At 62.9% G+C, this 16,778-nt stretch carries 22 protein-coding genes and 1 tRNA gene; 13 read left to right on the top strand and 10 right to left on the bottom strand.

What is annotated here, in order from left to right; genetic code table 11:
- The first annotated feature begins 121 nt into the window (after positions 1-121).
- Together B9Z01_RS07530 and B9Z01_RS07525 are read left to right on the top strand one after the other, a co-directional pair.
- Positions 122-619, top strand: a complete 498-nt coding sequence (locus B9Z01_RS07530) for a heme-degrading domain-containing protein (RefSeq protein WP_085481609.1) — start codon at positions 122-124, stop codon at positions 617-619.
- A gap of 10 nt (positions 620-629) precedes the next feature.
- Positions 630-962 carry a DMT family transporter gene (locus B9Z01_RS07525; RefSeq protein ID WP_420814654.1) on the top strand — a complete coding sequence of 111 codons (333 nt, stop codon included), beginning with the start codon at positions 630-632 and terminating at the stop codon, positions 960-962.
- Between the two features lie 37 nt (positions 963-999).
- Here B9Z01_RS07525 and B9Z01_RS07520 read toward each other — a convergent pair whose 3' ends face one another.
- Both B9Z01_RS07520 and B9Z01_RS07515 read right to left on the bottom strand, forming a co-directional pair.
- Positions 1,000-1,389, bottom strand: a complete 390-nt coding sequence (locus tag B9Z01_RS07520; RefSeq protein ID WP_085481607.1) for a hypothetical protein — start codon at positions 1,387-1,389, stop codon at positions 1,000-1,002.
- 103 nt (positions 1,390-1,492) lie between these two features.
- Complete coding sequence (locus tag B9Z01_RS07515) at positions 1,493-1,684, bottom strand: hypothetical protein (RefSeq protein WP_085481606.1); 192 nt, start codon at positions 1,682-1,684, stop codon at positions 1,493-1,495.
- Positions 1,685-2,227: 543 nt separating this feature from the next.
- On the opposite strand from B9Z01_RS07515, the gene B9Z01_RS07510 reads away from it, so the two are divergent.
- Entirely contained in the window at positions 2,228-2,512 is a 285-nt protein-coding gene (locus B9Z01_RS07510; RefSeq protein WP_085481605.1) for a DUF1488 family protein, read from the top strand.
- A 73-nt stretch (positions 2,513-2,585) separates the two neighbouring features.
- Here the strand turns inward: B9Z01_RS07510 and B9Z01_RS07505 are convergent, their stop codons facing one another.
- Positions 2,586-3,584, bottom strand: a complete 999-nt coding sequence (locus B9Z01_RS07505; RefSeq protein WP_085481604.1) for an NAD-dependent epimerase/dehydratase family protein — start codon at positions 3,582-3,584, stop codon at positions 2,586-2,588.
- A gap of 142 nt (positions 3,585-3,726) precedes the next feature.
- Between B9Z01_RS07505 and B9Z01_RS36115 the strand changes: the two genes are divergently transcribed.
- On the top strand, positions 3,727-4,593 hold the full coding sequence (locus B9Z01_RS36115) for a TetR/AcrR family transcriptional regulator (RefSeq protein WP_143808850.1): 867 nt from the start codon (positions 3,727-3,729) through the stop codon (positions 4,591-4,593).
- Positions 4,594-4,717: 124 nt separating this feature from the next.
- Entirely contained in the window at positions 4,718-5,854 is a 1,137-nt protein-coding gene (locus B9Z01_RS07490; RefSeq protein ID WP_085481603.1) for an enoyl-CoA hydratase/isomerase family protein, read from the top strand.
- A 276-nt stretch (positions 5,855-6,130) separates the two neighbouring features.
- Here the strand turns inward: B9Z01_RS07490 and B9Z01_RS07485 are convergent, their stop codons facing one another.
- Positions 6,131-6,562: a hypothetical protein gene (locus B9Z01_RS07485; RefSeq protein WP_085481602.1), complete on the bottom strand. Its 432-nt coding sequence runs from the start codon at positions 6,560-6,562 to the stop codon at positions 6,131-6,133.
- 571 nt (positions 6,563-7,133) lie between these two features.
- Between B9Z01_RS07485 and ssuD the strand changes: the two genes are divergently transcribed.
- From ssuD to B9Z01_RS07465, 4 genes are all read left to right on the top strand, one after another.
- Entirely contained in the window at positions 7,134-8,294 is a 1,161-nt protein-coding gene (ssuD, locus tag B9Z01_RS07480; RefSeq protein WP_085481601.1) for an FMNH2-dependent alkanesulfonate monooxygenase, read from the top strand.
- Between the two features lie 91 nt (positions 8,295-8,385).
- A complete protein-coding gene (gene ssuC, locus B9Z01_RS07475; RefSeq protein WP_085481600.1) occupies positions 8,386-9,234 on the top strand; it encodes an aliphatic sulfonate ABC transporter permease SsuC in 849 nt (282 codons plus the stop codon).
- Positions 9,231-10,286, top strand: coding sequence for an ATP-binding cassette domain-containing protein (locus B9Z01_RS07470; protein WP_085481599.1), 1,056 nt, complete (start codon positions 9,231-9,233; stop codon positions 10,284-10,286). Before ssuC ends, B9Z01_RS07470 begins: the two co-directional genes overlap by 4 nt.
- Positions 10,287-10,345: 59 nt before the next feature.
- The gene (locus B9Z01_RS07465; protein WP_008922916.1) at positions 10,346-10,561 is read left to right on the top strand and encodes a TOBE domain-containing protein; all 216 of its coding nucleotides are present in this window, start codon (positions 10,346-10,348) and stop codon (positions 10,559-10,561) included.
- A 25-nt stretch (positions 10,562-10,586) separates the two neighbouring features.
- On the opposite strand, the gene B9Z01_RS07460 is transcribed toward B9Z01_RS07465, so the two are convergent.
- A complete protein-coding gene (locus B9Z01_RS07460; protein WP_085481598.1) occupies positions 10,587-10,859 on the bottom strand; it encodes a hypothetical protein in 273 nt (90 codons plus the stop codon).
- A 362-nt stretch (positions 10,860-11,221) separates the two neighbouring features.
- Here B9Z01_RS07460 and B9Z01_RS07455 point away from each other — a divergent pair, with 362 nt between their 5' ends.
- Together B9Z01_RS07455 and B9Z01_RS07450 are read left to right on the top strand one after the other, a co-directional pair.
- Positions 11,222-11,419, top strand: a complete 198-nt coding sequence (locus B9Z01_RS07455; RefSeq protein ID WP_085481597.1) for a hypothetical protein — start codon at positions 11,222-11,224, stop codon at positions 11,417-11,419.
- Positions 11,420-11,548: 129 nt separating this feature from the next.
- A complete protein-coding gene (locus tag B9Z01_RS07450; RefSeq protein ID WP_085481596.1) occupies positions 11,549-11,791 on the top strand; it encodes a DUF6566 family protein in 243 nt (80 codons plus the stop codon).
- Between the two features lie 215 nt (positions 11,792-12,006).
- On the opposite strand, the gene B9Z01_RS07445 is transcribed toward B9Z01_RS07450, so the two are convergent.
- The 3 genes from B9Z01_RS07445 to B9Z01_RS07430 form a co-directional block, all read right to left on the bottom strand.
- Positions 12,007-12,273 (bottom strand): hypothetical protein, encoded by a 267-nt coding sequence (locus B9Z01_RS07445; protein ID WP_085481595.1) that lies wholly within the window; start codon positions 12,271-12,273, stop codon positions 12,007-12,009.
- A gap of 706 nt (positions 12,274-12,979) precedes the next feature.
- Entirely contained in the window at positions 12,980-13,498 is a 519-nt protein-coding gene (locus tag B9Z01_RS07435) for a DUF2778 domain-containing protein (protein ID WP_085481593.1), read from the bottom strand.
- Between the two features lie 282 nt (positions 13,499-13,780).
- On the bottom strand, positions 13,781-14,038 hold the full coding sequence (locus B9Z01_RS07430) for a hypothetical protein (RefSeq protein WP_085481592.1): 258 nt from the start codon (positions 14,036-14,038) through the stop codon (positions 13,781-13,783).
- A gap of 131 nt (positions 14,039-14,169) precedes the next feature.
- On the opposite strand from B9Z01_RS07430, the gene B9Z01_RS07425 reads away from it, so the two are divergent.
- Complete coding sequence (locus B9Z01_RS07425) at positions 14,170-14,502, top strand: hypothetical protein (protein WP_208625907.1); 333 nt, start codon at positions 14,170-14,172, stop codon at positions 14,500-14,502.
- Between the two features lie 229 nt (positions 14,503-14,731).
- Positions 14,732-15,148 carry a hypothetical protein gene (locus B9Z01_RS07415; protein ID WP_244195950.1) on the top strand — a complete coding sequence of 139 codons (417 nt, stop codon included), beginning with the start codon at positions 14,732-14,734 and terminating at the stop codon, positions 15,146-15,148.
- A 435-nt stretch (positions 15,149-15,583) separates the two neighbouring features.
- Here B9Z01_RS07415 and B9Z01_RS07410 read toward each other — a convergent pair.
- Positions 15,584-15,659 (bottom strand) — tRNA-His (locus tag B9Z01_RS07410).
- A gap of 89 nt (positions 15,660-15,748) precedes the next feature.
- Positions 15,749-16,750: a tRNA dihydrouridine(20/20a) synthase DusA gene (gene dusA / locus B9Z01_RS07405; protein ID WP_085481590.1), complete on the bottom strand. Its 1,002-nt coding sequence runs from the start codon at positions 16,748-16,750 to the stop codon at positions 15,749-15,751.
- Positions 16,751-16,778 lie beyond the last annotated feature (28 nt).

Here is a 16,778-nt window from a genome sequence, read left to right as displayed (position 1 = left end):
CGTCGCGCAAAGCCGCCACCTGGCGCTGCGCTAGAATCCGGATTCTCCATGCGGCTCGCCACACCCCAGGATGACTTCACGACGGCGAGCGCTTCAACTCTCTGACCTCGCTTCGAACTTCATGGATATCGCTCACGATCTGCAGGTAATTGCTGCCCAGGAAAAGGCCCTCGTGTTTCCCCGCTTCGATGCCGACCGTGCGTGGCAAATCGGCGCTTATCTGCACGAACTCGCGAAAGCGCGCGGCATTGCCGCCGCGATCGACGTGCGCACGTTCGGTCAGCCGCTATTTTTCAGCCTGCTCGACGGCGCGACGCCCGACAACGTCGACTGGGCGCGCCGCAAGGGCAACACCGTCGCACACTTTCGCCGCAGCTCATACGCGATCGGCCTGAAAATGCAGCTCGCAGGCGCGACGTTGGCTGACAAGCACGGTCTGCCGGCGACCGAATATGCGTCGCATGGCGGCGCGTTTCCGTTAACGGTGGAAGGCGCCGGCGTGATCGGCTCGATCACGGTGTCCGGGCTGCCGCAACGCGCCGATCACGAATTCGTCGTGGAAGCGCTGTGCGCGCATCTGGGTCACGACTACAGCAAGCTCGCGCTTGCGAAGGCCTGACGCGATGCGGTTGCCTCCCTATGCATTGCTCGCCATCGCGATCGTCGCCGAAGTGATCGCGACCTCCGCGATGCGGGCGTCCGATGGTTTTTCGCGACTGCTGCCCTCGGCGGTCGTGGTGGTGGGTTACGGCATCGCCTTCTACTGCCTGTCGCTCACGCTCAGGAGCATTCCGGTCGGCATCGTCTATGCGGTGTGGTCCGGCGTGGGCATCGTGCTGATCACGCTGGTCGCGTTGGTTCTCTACCGCCAGGTGCCCGACGTGCCGGCCATGATCGGGCTTGGGCTCATCATTGCCGGCGTCGCCGTGTTGAATCTCTTTTCGAAGATGCAGGCGCATTGAGCCGGCGCCGAGGCGCGGCGCGCGGTCTGCGCTGGGCTTACTTGCAGCGCACGATCATCGAGCGGTTTTTTACGTTGGCCGATACGACGTTCGTCACGCTGCCACCGGCGGCGCCGCCTTCGTCGTTGTCCTTCGACACGATGTCGTAGCCCGTTGCGCCGCATGCCTTGCCGGCCTGGACGTAGCAGGATGCCCAGCTCGAAGCGGCATCGGCGCCGCTGCAATTGACCGCGAAGCCGGTCTGGCCGTTCGGCAGATTGATCAGCGTGGTGGTATTCGACGACGCGCAGCCGCTGAGGCCAGCGGCGAGCAGCAAGGCGGCCGGTAGCGCGGCCGGGAGCAGCGCGCGGCGCACGAGGGCAAGCGTGGCGCTGGGTCGGAGGCGGTGGAATCGGCCGGCGCGCCGCGGTTGCGTCGTGAAATGCATCGTGATGTTTCCTTTCATTCGGATGGGTGAGGGTGGATGGATGCGGGTGCTGCTGAGCCAGTGTCTGGCATTGACCTTCGGCGGGCGTGCGCCACGGCGCAGGCTAGGACGTTTCGATCGTAATGCCCGCCGCGCTGACGAGCCGGCGGCTCTCCGCGCCGCTTTCGGTGGCCGCGTCTTCCCAGATGCTGATCGCTTTCGGAATGTCGATGCCGTGGCTTTCGGCGTAGGCAAACCATCTGTTCGCCGCATCCGGTTCGGGCAGTTCGTGATTCTGCAGAAAGTATTTTCCCATATTGCGCTCCCTCATCTCGGAATGGCACCGTTGACGTAAAACCAGTCGGCAGCACAGAGCGTGCCAATCAGGCTATTCGACCGGCGCGAGCCGCATAAGTGCGATGCGCGGTTGGCTGTTGCGGTGTGCATTGGAACTTGTCGCGAGGCGAGGCGAGCGCGAGTTCGCGCCTCGAATTTGGGCATATATCCAGGAGGGAAGTGCGGGGGACGGGGAATGCGCGGTGGCGTGCGGGCAGACGGCGCAACTTGCGGCACGACCAACACGCCGTGCCAGAATGCGGAAAAGTGCGGGACAAAGCGATAGAGCCATGCCTCAACCACGGCCCAAGCAATGGCCCAGACAAGGTAAGTGCAATGTCCATGAAAGGCTAGGAAAAGGCCCCGGCAAGGCCTCAAACAACGGCCCCAAACAACGCCCCGCCGCACGCTAGACCCCAGTCCGGCGGCACGGGTACCATAGCGGGACCCGCACGGGATCGATGGCGAGCATTGGATTCTCGCCGGTGCAGTCGTCCCGCCGGAATCTTCTGATGAGGCGATCATGGAAATTCGCTTTCCCGCAGACGCACCTGCTTATCGCGACTCCAATCTGACCGTCGTCTTTCCCGCATTGGTGGACGGCGAGCCGGTGCCGTGCGCGATCTCGGTCGAAGCGCTCGAAGATCATTTCGGCGCCTGTAGCGAGGACCTCGAAGGCTGGCTGCGCGCGTTCGACGCCGGCCGGCCGCGTATCGAGGCGGTCGCGCGCGAGCATCTGCGGATCAGCAAGGGCACGCCGGTGCTGCTCAGGAGCGGCCACTTTCCGCCGGGCCAGGTGGCGGCCTAGCGAGCGCACATAGCGTGAGCGCGGACAGTTGCGCCCCGGTTAGCTACCCGTCTGCGCGCTTCTTGCGTGTAAATCACGTGCCTCTTACGGTCTCCCGCCGGGTTGCATCGCCGGCCGACACCGACGCGCGTGCCGCTTCGAAAGACCGCCTGATCCCTTCCTCATACGATGTTTTCACGATCGGCCCGATCAGCTTCGTCAGCGCGGAATCGTCGAGCACGAGCGGCTCGGTCATCAGGTAGTTCATTTCCACGAGTTCCCGCATCAGCGGATTGACGAGGCCGAGCACGCGCAGCATGCCTTTGCCGGCCACCATCAGCTTCGGTTCGCGACCCGCCAGCGCATACGCCTTGCGCGCTACTTCGCGCTGCGTGATCGTGCCGACGCCCGCGAGATGCCACCAGCGCCCGTAAGCCTCGGGCGTGCGCGTGAGAATCTCGACCACCGGAGCGATGTCCGGCAGGTAAATGAATTCGTGCGGCATATCGACAGGACCGAGTAGCTGCGCGCGCTTGCCGGTCGCCGCGCCGACGAACACGCCTTGCAGCAGGCTGCGCTCGATGCACGGTCCGTAGAAATCGGGCAGGCGCAGCACCAGCGTCGACAGGCCCGCGCGGCCGTGCGCCGCCAGCACGAGCTTTTCCTGCTCGAGCCGCATGCGGCCCTTGAAGGTATGCGGCTCGCGCGGATGATCTTCGCGGACCGGATTGCCCTGCGCGCGGCCATACGGATACACGGTGCCGATCAGGATGAAGCGCTCGACGCCCGCCGCCGTCACGCCGGCAAGCGTTTTTTCCATCAGCGGCGGGTGCTGGGCGAACTGGTCGTAGGGCACGCCGACGAGGTAGATCACGGTCTGCAAGCCGGCGGCCGCTGCACGAACCGAGGCAGGGTCGTCGGGATTCCACGTGACGATTTCGGCGAGCGGATCGTGACCGAAGGCCCGCTGCAGCGACTCGCGCGAGCGGCCGACCACTCTGTAGCCGCGTCCCGCCGCGCTGAGCGCCGCCGCGATGCATTGACCGGCCGCGCCCGCGGCACCGAATAAACCGACCTTTCCAGTGGCTTGCATGATGACTCCAAGGACGGCGGCACGCTTGAGCCGCACAATTTTGCAGGTCCGTAGTGACGGATGAAAATTTACTGAACGGTGTTCAATAAACAGTGTTCATTTTAATTTGACTTTTCAGTTTGTCAAACCGAAAATTGCTGACATGGGAATCGTCGAACGAAAAAACCGCCAGAGACAGGCACTGCGCGAACGCATCCTCGATGCCGCGCGGCGCATCGTGATGCGCGAGGGCTTCGCCGCGCTGTCGATGCGCAAGATCGCCGACGCGATCGAATACTCGCCCGCCACGCTGTACCTGCATTTCGAAAGCCGCGACGAGATCGCGCGAGCCTTGTGTGCGGAAGGCTACGCGCAACTGCTCGAGACCTTCGTGCCGTTCGTGCAGATCGCCGATCCGGCCGAGCGGCTCAGGGCGCTCGGGCGCGCGTACGTTGCGTTCGGCGTTGCGCATCCGGAGACCTACCGGCTGATCTTCATGGAGGATCCGAGCTATACCGGCGCGGCGCTCGGCGGCGCGGCGGGCGCCCGGCGCGAGGGAGCGGGCAAGGTCGGCGCAGCTCGGGTTGCCTCGGAGTTGGCTCAGTCAGGGATGGCTCAGGCGAGCGTGGCTCAGGTCGCAACTCAGGCGGCGGCTCAGGCAGCAACTCAGGCAGCAACTCAGGCGGCCGAGCCGGGCAACCCGGAGCCAACCGGCAACGCAAACGACGAAGTAGCGGGCGCAACGCCCGAGGCAACAGGCCAGGCAGCTCCCTCGGCTGTCCCGGACGAGGACGCTGACGATGCCGCGTTTCGCATCATGATCGACGCGCTCGACGAACTGAGAGCCGCGGGACGTCTACCGGCGTCGCTCGCTTCGATCGACTCGGCCGTGTGGGCCGAGGCGTTCTGGGCGAGCCTGCATGGCATCGTCGCGCTCAACCTTACGTGTCCGGTGTTTCCGGGCGCACCGCTCGATACGGTGGTCGGCGTGACGCTCGACGCATGGCTCGGCACGCCTCAGGCTGGGTAGTCCGCCCGGCCGCCAGCCCGCCAGCCCGCCAGCCCGCCGGGCAACCCATCCGCCAAACGCAAAGCCGCGAGCCCGTGATAACGTTCAGTTCCACATCATCCCGCGCCGCCGCGCCCAGCTCTCCATGTCCATTTCCGCCTCGCCCGCCGCTAGCGACGAAGTCGCGACCTACGTAGCCAACCGCATCGGCTTCATCGAACTGGAACGGCCGAAGGCGCTCAATGCGCTGTCGACCGGCATGATCCGCGTGATGCATGCGGCGCTCGACCAATGGCGCGAAGACCCCGAGGTGCTCGCCGTCGTGGTGCGCAGCCCGCATGCGCGCGCGTTCTGCGCGGGCGGCGATATCCGCTTGATGTACGAGGCGGCGCAACGCGGCGACCAGGATTCGCGCGACACGTTTTTCACCGAGGAGTACCGCCTCAATCACGCGATCTTCACGTATCCGAAGCCGTATATCGCGCTTATGCACGGCATCGTGATGGGCGGCGGCATGGGCATTTCGCAGGGAGCGCATCGCACGGGCGGCCTGCGGGTCGTCACGCAATCGACGAAGATGGCGATGCCCGAAACCCGCATCGGCCTCTTTCCCGATGTCGGCGCGAGCTGGTTTCTCGCGCGTACGCCGGGCGCGATCGGCCGCTATCTGGCGGTGACGGGCGAGACGATCGGCGCGGCCGACGCGCTGTACGCAGGCCTCGCCGATGTCTATATCGACGACGAAGCCTTGCCCGCGCTGCTCGACACGTTGCGCCGCGAACCGTTCGAGCGCGGCGCGGACGTGGTCGCGTGCATCGAGCGCGAAGCGCGCGCGTATCAGGTCGCGCCGCTGCCCGAGGAGTCGGCGCTCGCGGGCGCGAGGACGCTGCTCGACCGGCATTTCGCACTGCCCGATGTCGCGCGGATTCTCGCGTCGCTCGAAGAGGAGCACGAGCGCGGCGATGACGCGGCCGAGTGGGCCGAGCAGACGATTGCGGTGTTGCGCGAACGCTCGCCGCTGTCGATGGCGGTATCGCTCGAGGTGGTGACGCGCGCCGAGGGTTCGATGGCGGATGTGCTGCGCGCCGATCTCGATCTGACGCGCTCGAGCTTTCTGATCGGCGATACGGTGGAGGGCATTCGCGCGCGCATCATCGACAAGGACAATGCGCCGCGTTGGCGGTTCGCGCGCATCGAGGACGTAAGCGCGGCCGACGTCGAGAAGATGTTCGACAGCCCGTGGCCGGCGAACGAGCATCCGTTGCGCGATCTGCGTGGTTGACGCGCGCGGGTGTAACTGAACGAGAAGCCAGCGGGGCGACGCTGATAACAAGGCTCGTAACGGCGCTCACGATGGGGTTCACAACGCGAGGCTCACGACGCGGGGCCCACAACGAGGCTCACGACACGGAGCCCACAACGAGGCTCACGGCGAGGCTGATAACGTGCTGGGCAACGAGGTTGAACAACGAGGTCGAATAACAACGGTCTCGCGACCACATCGCCGCGCCACCGCTCACCCCGCGACTACGCCGGGGCGCCGCGGCCCGCCCCACGCTTACTCCTCTTCCCCGCTTCCGCTTGCCATGAACGCGCGCATGAATACGAGCGCGCCCCAGCCCCACATCGCGTTCGCTGCGAAACCGACCGCGAGGCGCGGCAGCATGTTGCCGCTCGGCCAGATGCCGCGCAGCGGATCGACGACGAACACGCTCGCCGCCGTCAGCACGATGCCGCCGAACACGAAGGCCGGCACCCATGGCGCTTGCCGGTGCGGCGCGACGCGCAGCAGCCACGCCATCAGCACGGCCCAGCACGCGCTCCAGATCGCGTTGGCGATGAACTCAGGCAGTCCGAGCGGCAGAAACGGCGCGGTCGAAAAACCGCTGGAGTCGATGACGCCGGCGGCATGCATCAGCGCCAGCGTGGATTCGTGGAAGAAAAGGGAAGCCAGAAAACCGGCGACGAACGGCAGGATAAGTTTTTGCATGCATTGCACCGCCAAAGTACAGGCGGCGTAATTCGCAAAACCTGTACCGGATGAATGGGAAACGTGCGCCATTATATCGATAGGGGTGCCGCCGCCCGTTGCCGCGTGCATAAAGCGCAACACCTGTATGCCCGAGCGTCGGGCTAATCACGAAAGCGGAAAACCTAAGCTCAAAAAAATCGTTCAAAAGCCGCGGGCCGCTCCATAGACTGTTTCCTCATGCAGACGGCGCTGCTCGCTGTCATCCGTTTAATCGAGCGCATCACGCGCACGTTGGTCGAGGAAAGCCGCCGCGATGTTCAGCCTGATGCCGAAGTGCCTCCACTGCGGAACTAGCAGGTGCGCGCGCTTGCGCTGTGATTCTTGCCGTGATTCGCGCCGTGGCTCGCTCTGTTGTCCGCCCGGCCGTGATTAGGTTGCCGGCGGCCTGAGCCAGCCGTCTGTTTTCAATTTCTTCGATGCGTCGCAGCGCCCAGCCGCAGGCCGGCTCGATACGCGCGGCCGGCCTGCGCGCGGCGCCGGCGCAGCGTCTTCCTATTACTCCGTTTAGAACTGGCAGGAGCAACAACCAATGAATGTGTTCTGGTTCATTCCGACTCACGGCGATAGCCGCTATCTCGGTACGTCCCAAGGCGCACGCGCAGCCGACTACGACTACTTCCGGCAGATCGCCGTCGCCGCCGATACGCTCGGCTACGAAGGCGTGCTGCTGCCGACGGGGCGCTCGTGCGAGGACGCATGGGTGGTCGCATCGAGCCTGATTCCCGCAACCCGGCGGCTCAAGTTCCTCGTGGCGATCCGCCCCGGCATCTCGTCGCCGGGCCTCGCTGCGCGCATGGCGGCGACGTTCGATCGGCTGTCGAATGGGCGCCTGCTCATCAACGTCGTGACGGGCGGCGATGCGGCCGAGCTGGCCGGCGACGGCGTGTTCGTCGATCACGACACACGCTACGAAATCACCGACGAATTCCTGCATATCTGGCGCAAGCTGCTCACTGCTTCGCACACCAACGATGCGATCGATTTCGACGGCCAGCATTTGCAGTCGAAGGGCGGCAAGGCGCTGTATCCGCCGGTGCAGAACCCGCATCCGCCGCTGTGGTTCGGCGGTTCTTCGGCGGCCGCGCACGACATCGCGGCCGATCACATCGACACGTATCTGACGTGGGGCGAGCCACCCGAGGCGGTCGCAAAGAAGATCGCCGACATTCGCGCGCGCGCCGCAGAGCGCGGCCGGCAGATCCGCTTCGGCATCCGTCTGCACGTGATCGTGCGCGAGACCGAAGAGGAAGCGTGGGCCGCCGCCGACAAGCTCATCAGCAAGCTCGACGACGACACGATCGCGCGTGCGCAGGCCTCGTTCGCGAAGATGGACTCGGAAGGACAGCGCCGCATGGCCGCCCTGCACGGCGGCAAGCGCGGCGGGCGCGCGGACCTCGAGATCTATCCGAACCTGTGGGCGGGCGTCGGCCTCGTGCGCGGCGGCGCGGGTACGGCGCTGGTCGGCAGTCCAGAGCAGGTGGCCGTGCGTATGAAAGAGTACGCGGAACTCGGCATCGAAACGTTCATCCTCTCCGGTTATCCACATCTGGAGGAGTCCTACCGTTTCGCCGAGCTCGTGTTTCCGCTGCTGCCGAAGCGGCTCGACAAGGTCGCGAGCGGACCGTTGTCGGGACCGTTTGGGGAGATCGTCGGCAACAACTATCTGCCGAAGGCGGCGAGCGCGAGCTGAGGCGAGTGGGGTGTTGCATAGGTAACCTAACGACGATCGAACAACGACCTCGCGACGACTTTCGACAGATCAGGCAACAAGGACAGCCATCATGACTCAAACCACTCTGAGCGCGCAGCCTCATGCGCGCACACCCGCGGCAGCCGGCATAAGTGCTAACACACTGCGCCGCCTGGGCGCGCATCTGCTGCCGTGGCTCGCGCCGTTCGCGATTCTGCTCGCGTGGGAAATCGCCGCGCGCAGCGGCGTGCTGTCGACGCGCGTGTTGCCTGAACCGCTCGCGGTCGTGAAGGCCGCATGGTCGCTGATCCAGTCCGGCGAAATGTGGGCGGACGTGAAGGTCAGCACGTGGCGCGCGGTGTCAGGCTTTGCGTTCGGCGGGGGCATCGGTCTCGTGCTCGGACTCGCCACGGGGCTTTTCAAACCCGTTGAAATCTTGCTCGATTCGACCGTGCAGATGATCCGCAACATCCCCGCGCTCGCGATGATTCCGCTCGTGATCCTGTGGTTTGGCATCGAGGAAGAAGCGAAGCTATTCCTCGTCGCGCTGGGCGTGTTTTTCCCGGTCTACGTGAACACGTTCCACGGCATCCGCTCGGTCGACGCGAACCTGATCGAAATGGCGCGCAGTTACGGCGTCAAAGGTTTCGCGCTGTACCGGCATGTGATTCTGCCGGGCGCGTTGCCGTCGATCCTGGTCGGCGTGAGATTCGCGTTCGGGCTCATGTGGGTCACGCTGATCGTCGCTGAAGCGATTTCAGCGCAATCGGGCATCGGCTATATGACGATGAACGCGCGCGAATTCCTGCAAACCGATGTCGTGGTGGTCGGCATTCTGCTGTACGCGGCGCTCGGCAAACTCGCCGACGTGCTCGCGAAAAGCCTCGAACGTGTGTCGCTGCGCTGGCATCCGGCCTATCAGCGAGGAGCGAAAGCATGAGTGCAACGACATTGTCGACGACGTTCGGCGGCATCGCGGGCAGTGATCTGGAGGCCGAACTCGCCCAGCCGCGTGTTGCGGATCACGACGAGAACGAAGCGTTCGATGCCGAGCGGAACGGGGCGACGCATCACGCGCTGGAGTGGGTGCAGACGCAACCGCGGGGGAAAAAACGAGGAAGCGGGGGCGATGAAACGCTGCAAGCAGCAGGTGCGCTCGCTCGCAACAACGCACACAAGGCCGCACACAACATCGGCGACTACGCCGTGCAACTACGCGGCGTCGGCAAGCGCTACGGCGAGCGCCAGGTGCTGTCGGATTTCGATCTGTCGATCGAGCGCGGCAGCTTCGTCGCGATCGTCGGCCGCAGCGGCTGCGGGAAATCGACCTTGTTGCGGCTCGTCGCCGGTCTCGAAGAGACGAGTTCGGGCGCACTCGAAAAACGCGCTGAAGACGGCGGTCCGCTCGATACCCGCATCATGTTTCAGGACGCCCGTCTGCTGCCATGGAAGAGCGTGCTGCAGAACGTAATGCTCGGTCTCGGCCGCGGGGCGCGCGAGGACGCGCGCGCCGTGCTCGCCGAGGTCGGCCTGCTCGAACGCGCCGACGACTGGCCCGCGCAACTGTCGGGCGGGCAGCGCCAGCGTGTCGCGCTTGCGCGAGCGCTCGTGCATCGTCCGCAATTGCTGCTGCTCGACGAACCGCTCGGCGCGCTCGACGCGTTGACGCGTATCGAAATGCACGCGCTGATCGAACGATTGTGGCGCGAGCATCGCTTCACCGCGCTGCTCGTCACGCATGACGTGCACGAAGCGGTGGCGCTCGGCGACCGGATTCTGCTGATCGAGGAAGGGCGCATCGCGCTCGATCAGCCGGTGGCGCTCGAGCGGCCGCGTGCGCGCGCGTCGGCGGGCTTCGCCGCGCTCGAAGAACACGTGCTGCAACGCGTGCTGAAAACCGGACCCAACGACGACACGCTGCTGCATCGAGCCTATAGCGAACCTGCAAAGGAACAGCTTACGCGCCCGACCGACGTGCGCTGGGCCATCTGAAATCCCAACCTGCTGTTCCTGGCTATCTGTTCTCAACCGCTTCTCTGGAGTCACTTTAAATGAGCATTTCTGCAATCAACGTGCGCAATCAGTTCAAAGGCAAGGTCAAGGAGATCATCCGTGGTTCGGTGGTGTCCGAAGTCGATGTGGAGACGCCGTTTGGCATCGTCACGTCGGTGATTACGACGCGCTCGGTCGACGAACTCGAACTGAAAGTCGGTTCGGAGGTGGTCGCGCTCGTGAAGTCGACGGAAGTGTCGATCGCGCGGCTCTGACGACTGTGCGCTAACGGCTGCGCGGCTACTTTGCGTTCGCGCCGCGCGCGGGCGGCTCGTGCGTCATGCGGTCGTAGGCCGCCTTGCCCGGACGCTTGATCGGCATGTGGTCCAGCGTGCCTGCACCACCCGAGCCGGATGCCGCCTCGGGCGGTTTGACCATCGGCGAGCGGCTGTCGCCGTTGCGCGGCGCGGTGGTTTGCGCGAAGGCTGCCGTGCCGCTCGCAAGGATTGTTGCAAGCGTTGCCGCAAGCGCGATGCCCGCTGCCGTGAGCGTTGTCTCTCTGCTTCGTTTCATGTCGTTCTCCTTCGCGACGTCGCTGGCAGGTGCTGGCGTGGTCGCGCTTCACCGGTAGACACGGGGGTGGGCGGAAGATTCGCTGCCTGAGCCTTTTGAGCTTTGAGCTTGGGGTCTGGAGCCTGGTGCTTGACGCTCGATGCTCCTTTTCGTGCTCCGTCTGCTTTCGCCCTGCTGTAGCGGCTGCCAATAGCCTCCTTTCCCACGTGCGCCGTCGCGTTTCCCGTTGCGTGCGACATCGTGCCTGCTCGAGACGCCAATCGTCAGCGTTCACGGCGCATACCGAGGGCCCGTCGCCGCGCGTACCTGCATCCGTTCGTGAAACTTGCTACGATGAATTGAGCATTCCGACGGAGACGGCCATGTCGAAGTCCTTGAGTCCCGAAGCAGTCGAAGCGTTGCGGCGTCTGAACGATGTCGGCGTTGGGCAGACGGCGCCCGCACTCGCGCAGTCCGTCATGGCGGAATTACTGGCGAGCGATCTCGTCGCCGAGGCAGGCACCGGCGAGGTCGAGATCAACTGCAAGGGCCGGCAATATCTTTCCGGCGATTGCGACTGATCTGCCGATCATCGGACCGCAGCGGCCTGGATGCCGAAACGGCGCGCGGCGAGCCATAGCGATGCTCGCGGAGCCAGTGCGGCCGCTTCCTTGTCATGCATGCGATCAAGCGGTACCACGGAGGCGAGCATGGAGCCGAAAGGCCTCGACATGGGGGATTACCAGGAGCGTTATGGGGACTACGACATCGAAGTCGCGGTCGAACAGGTGCTGACCGGCGTCAAGGCGCATTTTCGGGTGCTGCGCAACGATGCGCCGGTGGTCGACTGGCAACTCGTGCATATCGACAGCTTGTGGTCCACCGAGCATGCGGCGGCCGAGGCGGGTTTTCGTGCAGCGCGCGAATTGATCGACGCGGGGCTTGCGAGTTAGGGCTGGTCGGGGATGCTACGCGTGCGGGGTTGGGACGCCCGTATCCTGGAGTGCCGTGCCGCGGGTCTCCACGCATCATCCAGCGGATTCGAATTCAATATGCGCGACAAGTCCGCGGTAAACGCAACTGGGCGCCGGCATCGATACCCGATGCACGGCGCCCAGATAACCCGCTGCCCTTGCGGGCAGCGAATCAACAGCGACTGCTGATTGGCTTAGTGGCCGAAGAACACCGATTGCGGGCCCGAAACCGGCTCGCGGGTGCCCGATTGCGACGACACACTCTTCACGCCGCCGTATGCATTCGATGCGGCGTCGCCGTGCTCGGCAGCGACGGTCTGTGCGCTCTGGCCTTGTTGCGAAGCCGGCGCGCCAACCGACGGACGATAGAACGGTGCCGGACCGTAGCCGCTTGCGAAAGCGGGAGCGGCGATCGAGGCAGAAGCGGCAACCAGCAGGGCGGCGATGAACTTGGTCTTCATGGTAGGACTCCGATAACGGTTCGACTGCATTTCAGGAAGGCGTCGCAGGAGCCGGTGAGGTGTGTCTGCAACGTCGATTGAAGGCAGTGTATACCCCTACTATTGAAAATTTGTGCCGATAATTTGAAATTACTATTCCCGTTCGGGAAACAATCGGGCAGAGATAAGCGCGACAAGGCTCAGCGGCGGACTGTCCCCCTTTAACAAGCGGTTTTTGGGGGGGAAGACGGTGGGGCTGGTGGGGGAGGAAGGGTAGCGCTCGGGCCACGAAACGCGGAAACCCGATCCGCGTGATCATCGATCGGGACAGCATCAATGATGAACAGCTTGAACCTGGCGAGGAACGCGTGTTCGAGACGCACGAGCCGGGCGGGACGCGCGGGCACCTTTCCGTTGACGAGGACCGCGCATAGCGCAAAAAAGAGAACCCGCCTTGGGGGCGGGCTCGCATTATCCCTCGATGGTTTTTTTTCGTCTCCTGTAGTGACGCCATAACCTCATAATCACCACATAGGCAAGCGTAGTTGCGATGAGGTTCATTGCTACCGTGACCCAAAAAAATAAATCGTCGGGGTCCCGGATGTCTAACCGGTTAGCGGCGTGCAACCATGCGAGCGACTGGCTTTCTGTCCACTCCACGGGGTAGGGATGGACGTATGGCAGCAAAAGACGGAACAGGCCGCAGAACAGAACGACCTTGAATACTCTACGGGCAAGTGTTGCCATACGTAACGACCTCGATTGTTCCATAAGCGCGGAGCCCCGAATTACGTACGGGGATAGTCGCGGTGCGCAGAAGCGCACTCCGGATAGCCCAAAAATCGGTATGGCTCGGCAAGGTAATGCAGCCGAGCGAAATATCCCGACCTCCTGCCGGATGCAACCGGAACTGCCCGCGCTTGACGCCATTCACCCACGTTACATCGTCAATCTTCCCGTCATCCCGATACAGTGCGAACCATTCACGGTGATTCGACGGATGGCCTACAACCGAATTCAGAGTGTCTTTAGTCCATGCAAGAGTCTGAGAGTACAAGCCGCCCGTGGGGCGGTCTACGATCCAGTATTTACCGGCGGGGATTGGGCCGTTATTGGGCACCATTGTGCAGCCGCCCCGATTGCGGTATTGGTCATTGCCTGAATAGGCGTTGAAGGTGCCGATGCCGAAAATAGTCAGCGGTGATAGAGGCTCGTTATTTACCCAAAATTTTCCCGTATAAGCCATCCGTTTTGATGCTCTCCATTATTGAATTTATGAACGTTGCATAATTGCGGACCTCATTCGATGAGATGCGCAATATGTGAACAGTTCATTTTTTACCGGAGCTCATTCTTGATCGCAATGGGCTTGCGCCCAATATTGGTCGTTAATCAAATATTTAACGGTTCTTTGCAAAGCTACGGGAAAGTGCGTGGCTCCAGCATCTTGAGGCTGGTCGGCGACGAGCACAGCGTTTCGATAATCTCGCCTATTGTTGGCCGTAACCCATGCGGGCAGCGCCGCGCGTCAATCCAGTTCGATATCGGCGCCAAGCTCGCGCATCTTCGACACGACGCGCTCGAACTCTTCCTGTGTGAGCGCGAGCCTCGCCGCTCCAAGGAACAGAATCTGCGGGGCCATCTCTCTCCGCTGAACGCCGCCGGTGTACTTGCACCACTGCTGACCGCTGACCACGCCGAACAGGCCGGCCATTTCGTTGCCAGTCTTGCGGCGATCGTCTTTGAGGCGCTGAAAATCTTCAGGCGAAGGTGCGGAATATCTCATATGAAAAAACTGCCTTTTGGCGGCCCCTGGACTTTATTGAACATGAACTTGCTGACCGTCATGACTACAGGGAATCAGGCCGTTGACACATACGAAAGGCACAGGCGGGTGACCTGCACGGGCTCGAGGCGATGCCGGCCACACAGGCGAACACGCTCGACATGATGTTCAACTTTCTGGCCAACAAGGCGAAGAATTCCGAATACCTGAATCGGATGCAGGCGCACTTGTCGCTGGCGCTCGAGGCACAGTCACAGTGCCGCGTAACAGTCGAAGCACTGGCCGAAATTCGCAACCCGCGCACGGTATTCGTGAAGCAGGCGAACATTGCCAACGGGCCACAGCAGGGCAACAACTCGCTGCCTCCGCGCGCGCACGAAAACACTTCCGACCAATCAACTGAACTTTTGGAACACAGCAATGGCGAATGGCTGGACACCGGAACGGCGAGCGAAGCAGGCTGAGGCAATCAAGCGTTGGAAGCCGTGGGAGCAGTCCACCGGCCCGAAAAGCCGTGAGGGTGAAGCGGTTTCGTCGCAGAACGGTCTCACGCATGGGATGCGGTCGCGTGAATGGCTGGAGAAGCAGCACGAGGTGGCTGCTTTGCTCCGGGCTTGCCGTGACCGGTTGAAGAAGGTATAGCGCCTCATCCGCGTGCTATGGTTGCTCACCAATTACTAGACGGGGTGAGCCATGAAATGGGGACGGGTTTGCGGACTGCTGGCGCTTTCGCTTCAGGGATGTGCCACCTACAACCTCGACTTGATGCCACGCACGCAAGGCCCGATAGCCCACGGCGTGGCAAAGCAGATAGACAAATCGGTCACCATCACCCTTGGCGGTGAAACCTACTCAGGCCACTTCGCCTATGTTGAAGGTGGCTCATTTTCGCTTGGTACGGTCTTCAGCGGGACACACGTTGCGACCGGCTCAGCCGTCGGCATTAGCGCCACCGGCAATGGCAATGTTCTTGCATCCGCGCCGGACGGCCACAATCTGCGTTGCGTATTCTCGTTCTCGGGCTGGTCGCAAGCTGGCGCCGGCGAATGCCTGACCGACGACGGCGCGCTCTACGACCTACAAATTTCCAGGCTAGGGATAGGTGGATAAGCACAAAATTCTGCGTAGCTCCCTCGACCTCTCCGACGTTAGAGAAGAGTCATGCAGGATGGCGGGGCTGTGCGACGTTCCGCAAGTCTCAGCCGATTTTCCACAAATGTCCGCATGCGCTGCAAACCCCGTAAGGCTGCTGGCGGTTACGCCACGATGCCATGCTGTCGCGAAGCAATGCCGTGACTGCGCTGATGATGGCCGCCAACACACTAGGAGAAATCGCGCCAACTGCAGTGCCTGGGCGAAAGACCCGCGCCAAGTCAGCCTGTTTGTAGACTGATGCCGAAATGGCCCCACACTTGGTGCATTGGATGTACGCCATACGGTCCCTCGCCGAAGACGCTTCGACGAAATCCGGTTACACAGTGGTTACACGGACGCCAGAAAGCAAAAAGCCCAGTTCGATGAACCGGGCTAAGTGCTTGAATTCTCTGGGGTGGCTGATGGGACTCGAACCCACGACGACAGGAATCACAATCCTGGACTCTACCAACTGAGCTACAGCCACCACTAACATCCGCTTGACTTGCTTAAAAAAGCTGTCTCGCCGACGAAGAAACGAGATTATAGGGACTGGAATTGTGTTTGCCTAGCCCTTTATTCAGAAATTTCGAAGGGCTCGCGCAGATGCTGTCTTGCTTCGTCGAAAATGCTCAGATCGCGTGCCGCGAGTCGTTTGCTGTCGGACAGAACGCGACGCCAGCCTCGCGCGCCGGCTTCGCCACGGTAAAGCCCAAGCGCATGGCGCGTGATCGCGCCGAGATACGTGCCCCGCGCCATTTCGTCGGCACAGTATTCGATCAGCTTCGCTTCAACCTCGTCGCGCGTTAGCGGCGTTTGCGTGGAAGCATAGAAGCGCGCGTCGACTCCGGCGAGCACGTACGGGTTGTGATAAGCCTCGCGCCCGAGCATCACGCCGTCGATGTGCTGAAGATGCGCCTCAACTTCATCGAGCGTCTTGATGCCGCCGTTGATGATGATCTCGAGCCGCGGAAAATCGCGCTTCAACTGATACGCGTAGTCGTATTTGAGCGGCGGAATCTCGCGGTTTTCTTTCGGGCTCAATCCCTTCAGGATCGCGTTGCGCGCGTGGACGATGAACACGTCACAGCCCGCATCGGCCACTGTGCCGACGAAATCGCGTACGAAGCCGTACTCTTCGACCGCGTCGACGCCGATCCGGTGCTTGACCGTCACCGGCACCGAGACCGCGTCACGCATCGCCTTCACGCAATCGGCGACGAGTTGCGGCTCGTTCATGAGGCACGCGCCGAATGCGCCGCGTTGCACGCGCTCGGACGGACAGCCGCAGTTCAGATTGATTTCGTCGTAACCCCATTGCTCGCCGAGTTTTGCCGCACGCGCGAGATCGTTGGGCTCGCTGCCGCCGAGTTGCAGCGCAACCGGTGCTTCCTCGGGCGCAAACGCGAGATGACGCGGCACGTCGCCATGCAGCAACGCGCCGGTCGTCACCATTTCCGTGTAGAGCCACGTATGGCGCGAAATCAGGCGATGCAGCGAACGACAGTGGCGATCAGTCCAGTCCATCATCGGCGCGACGGACACGCGGCGCGGGCTGGGAGTGTGAGGTGAAGACATGGGACGGCTAGGCGGCTTGAATCGAAAC

This window comes from Paraburkholderia susongensis (assembly GCF_900177725.1).
GTDB lineage: Bacteria > Pseudomonadota > Gammaproteobacteria > Burkholderiales > Burkholderiaceae > Paraburkholderia > Paraburkholderia susongensis.
This window is presented reverse-complemented; position numbering and strand designations above follow the sequence as displayed.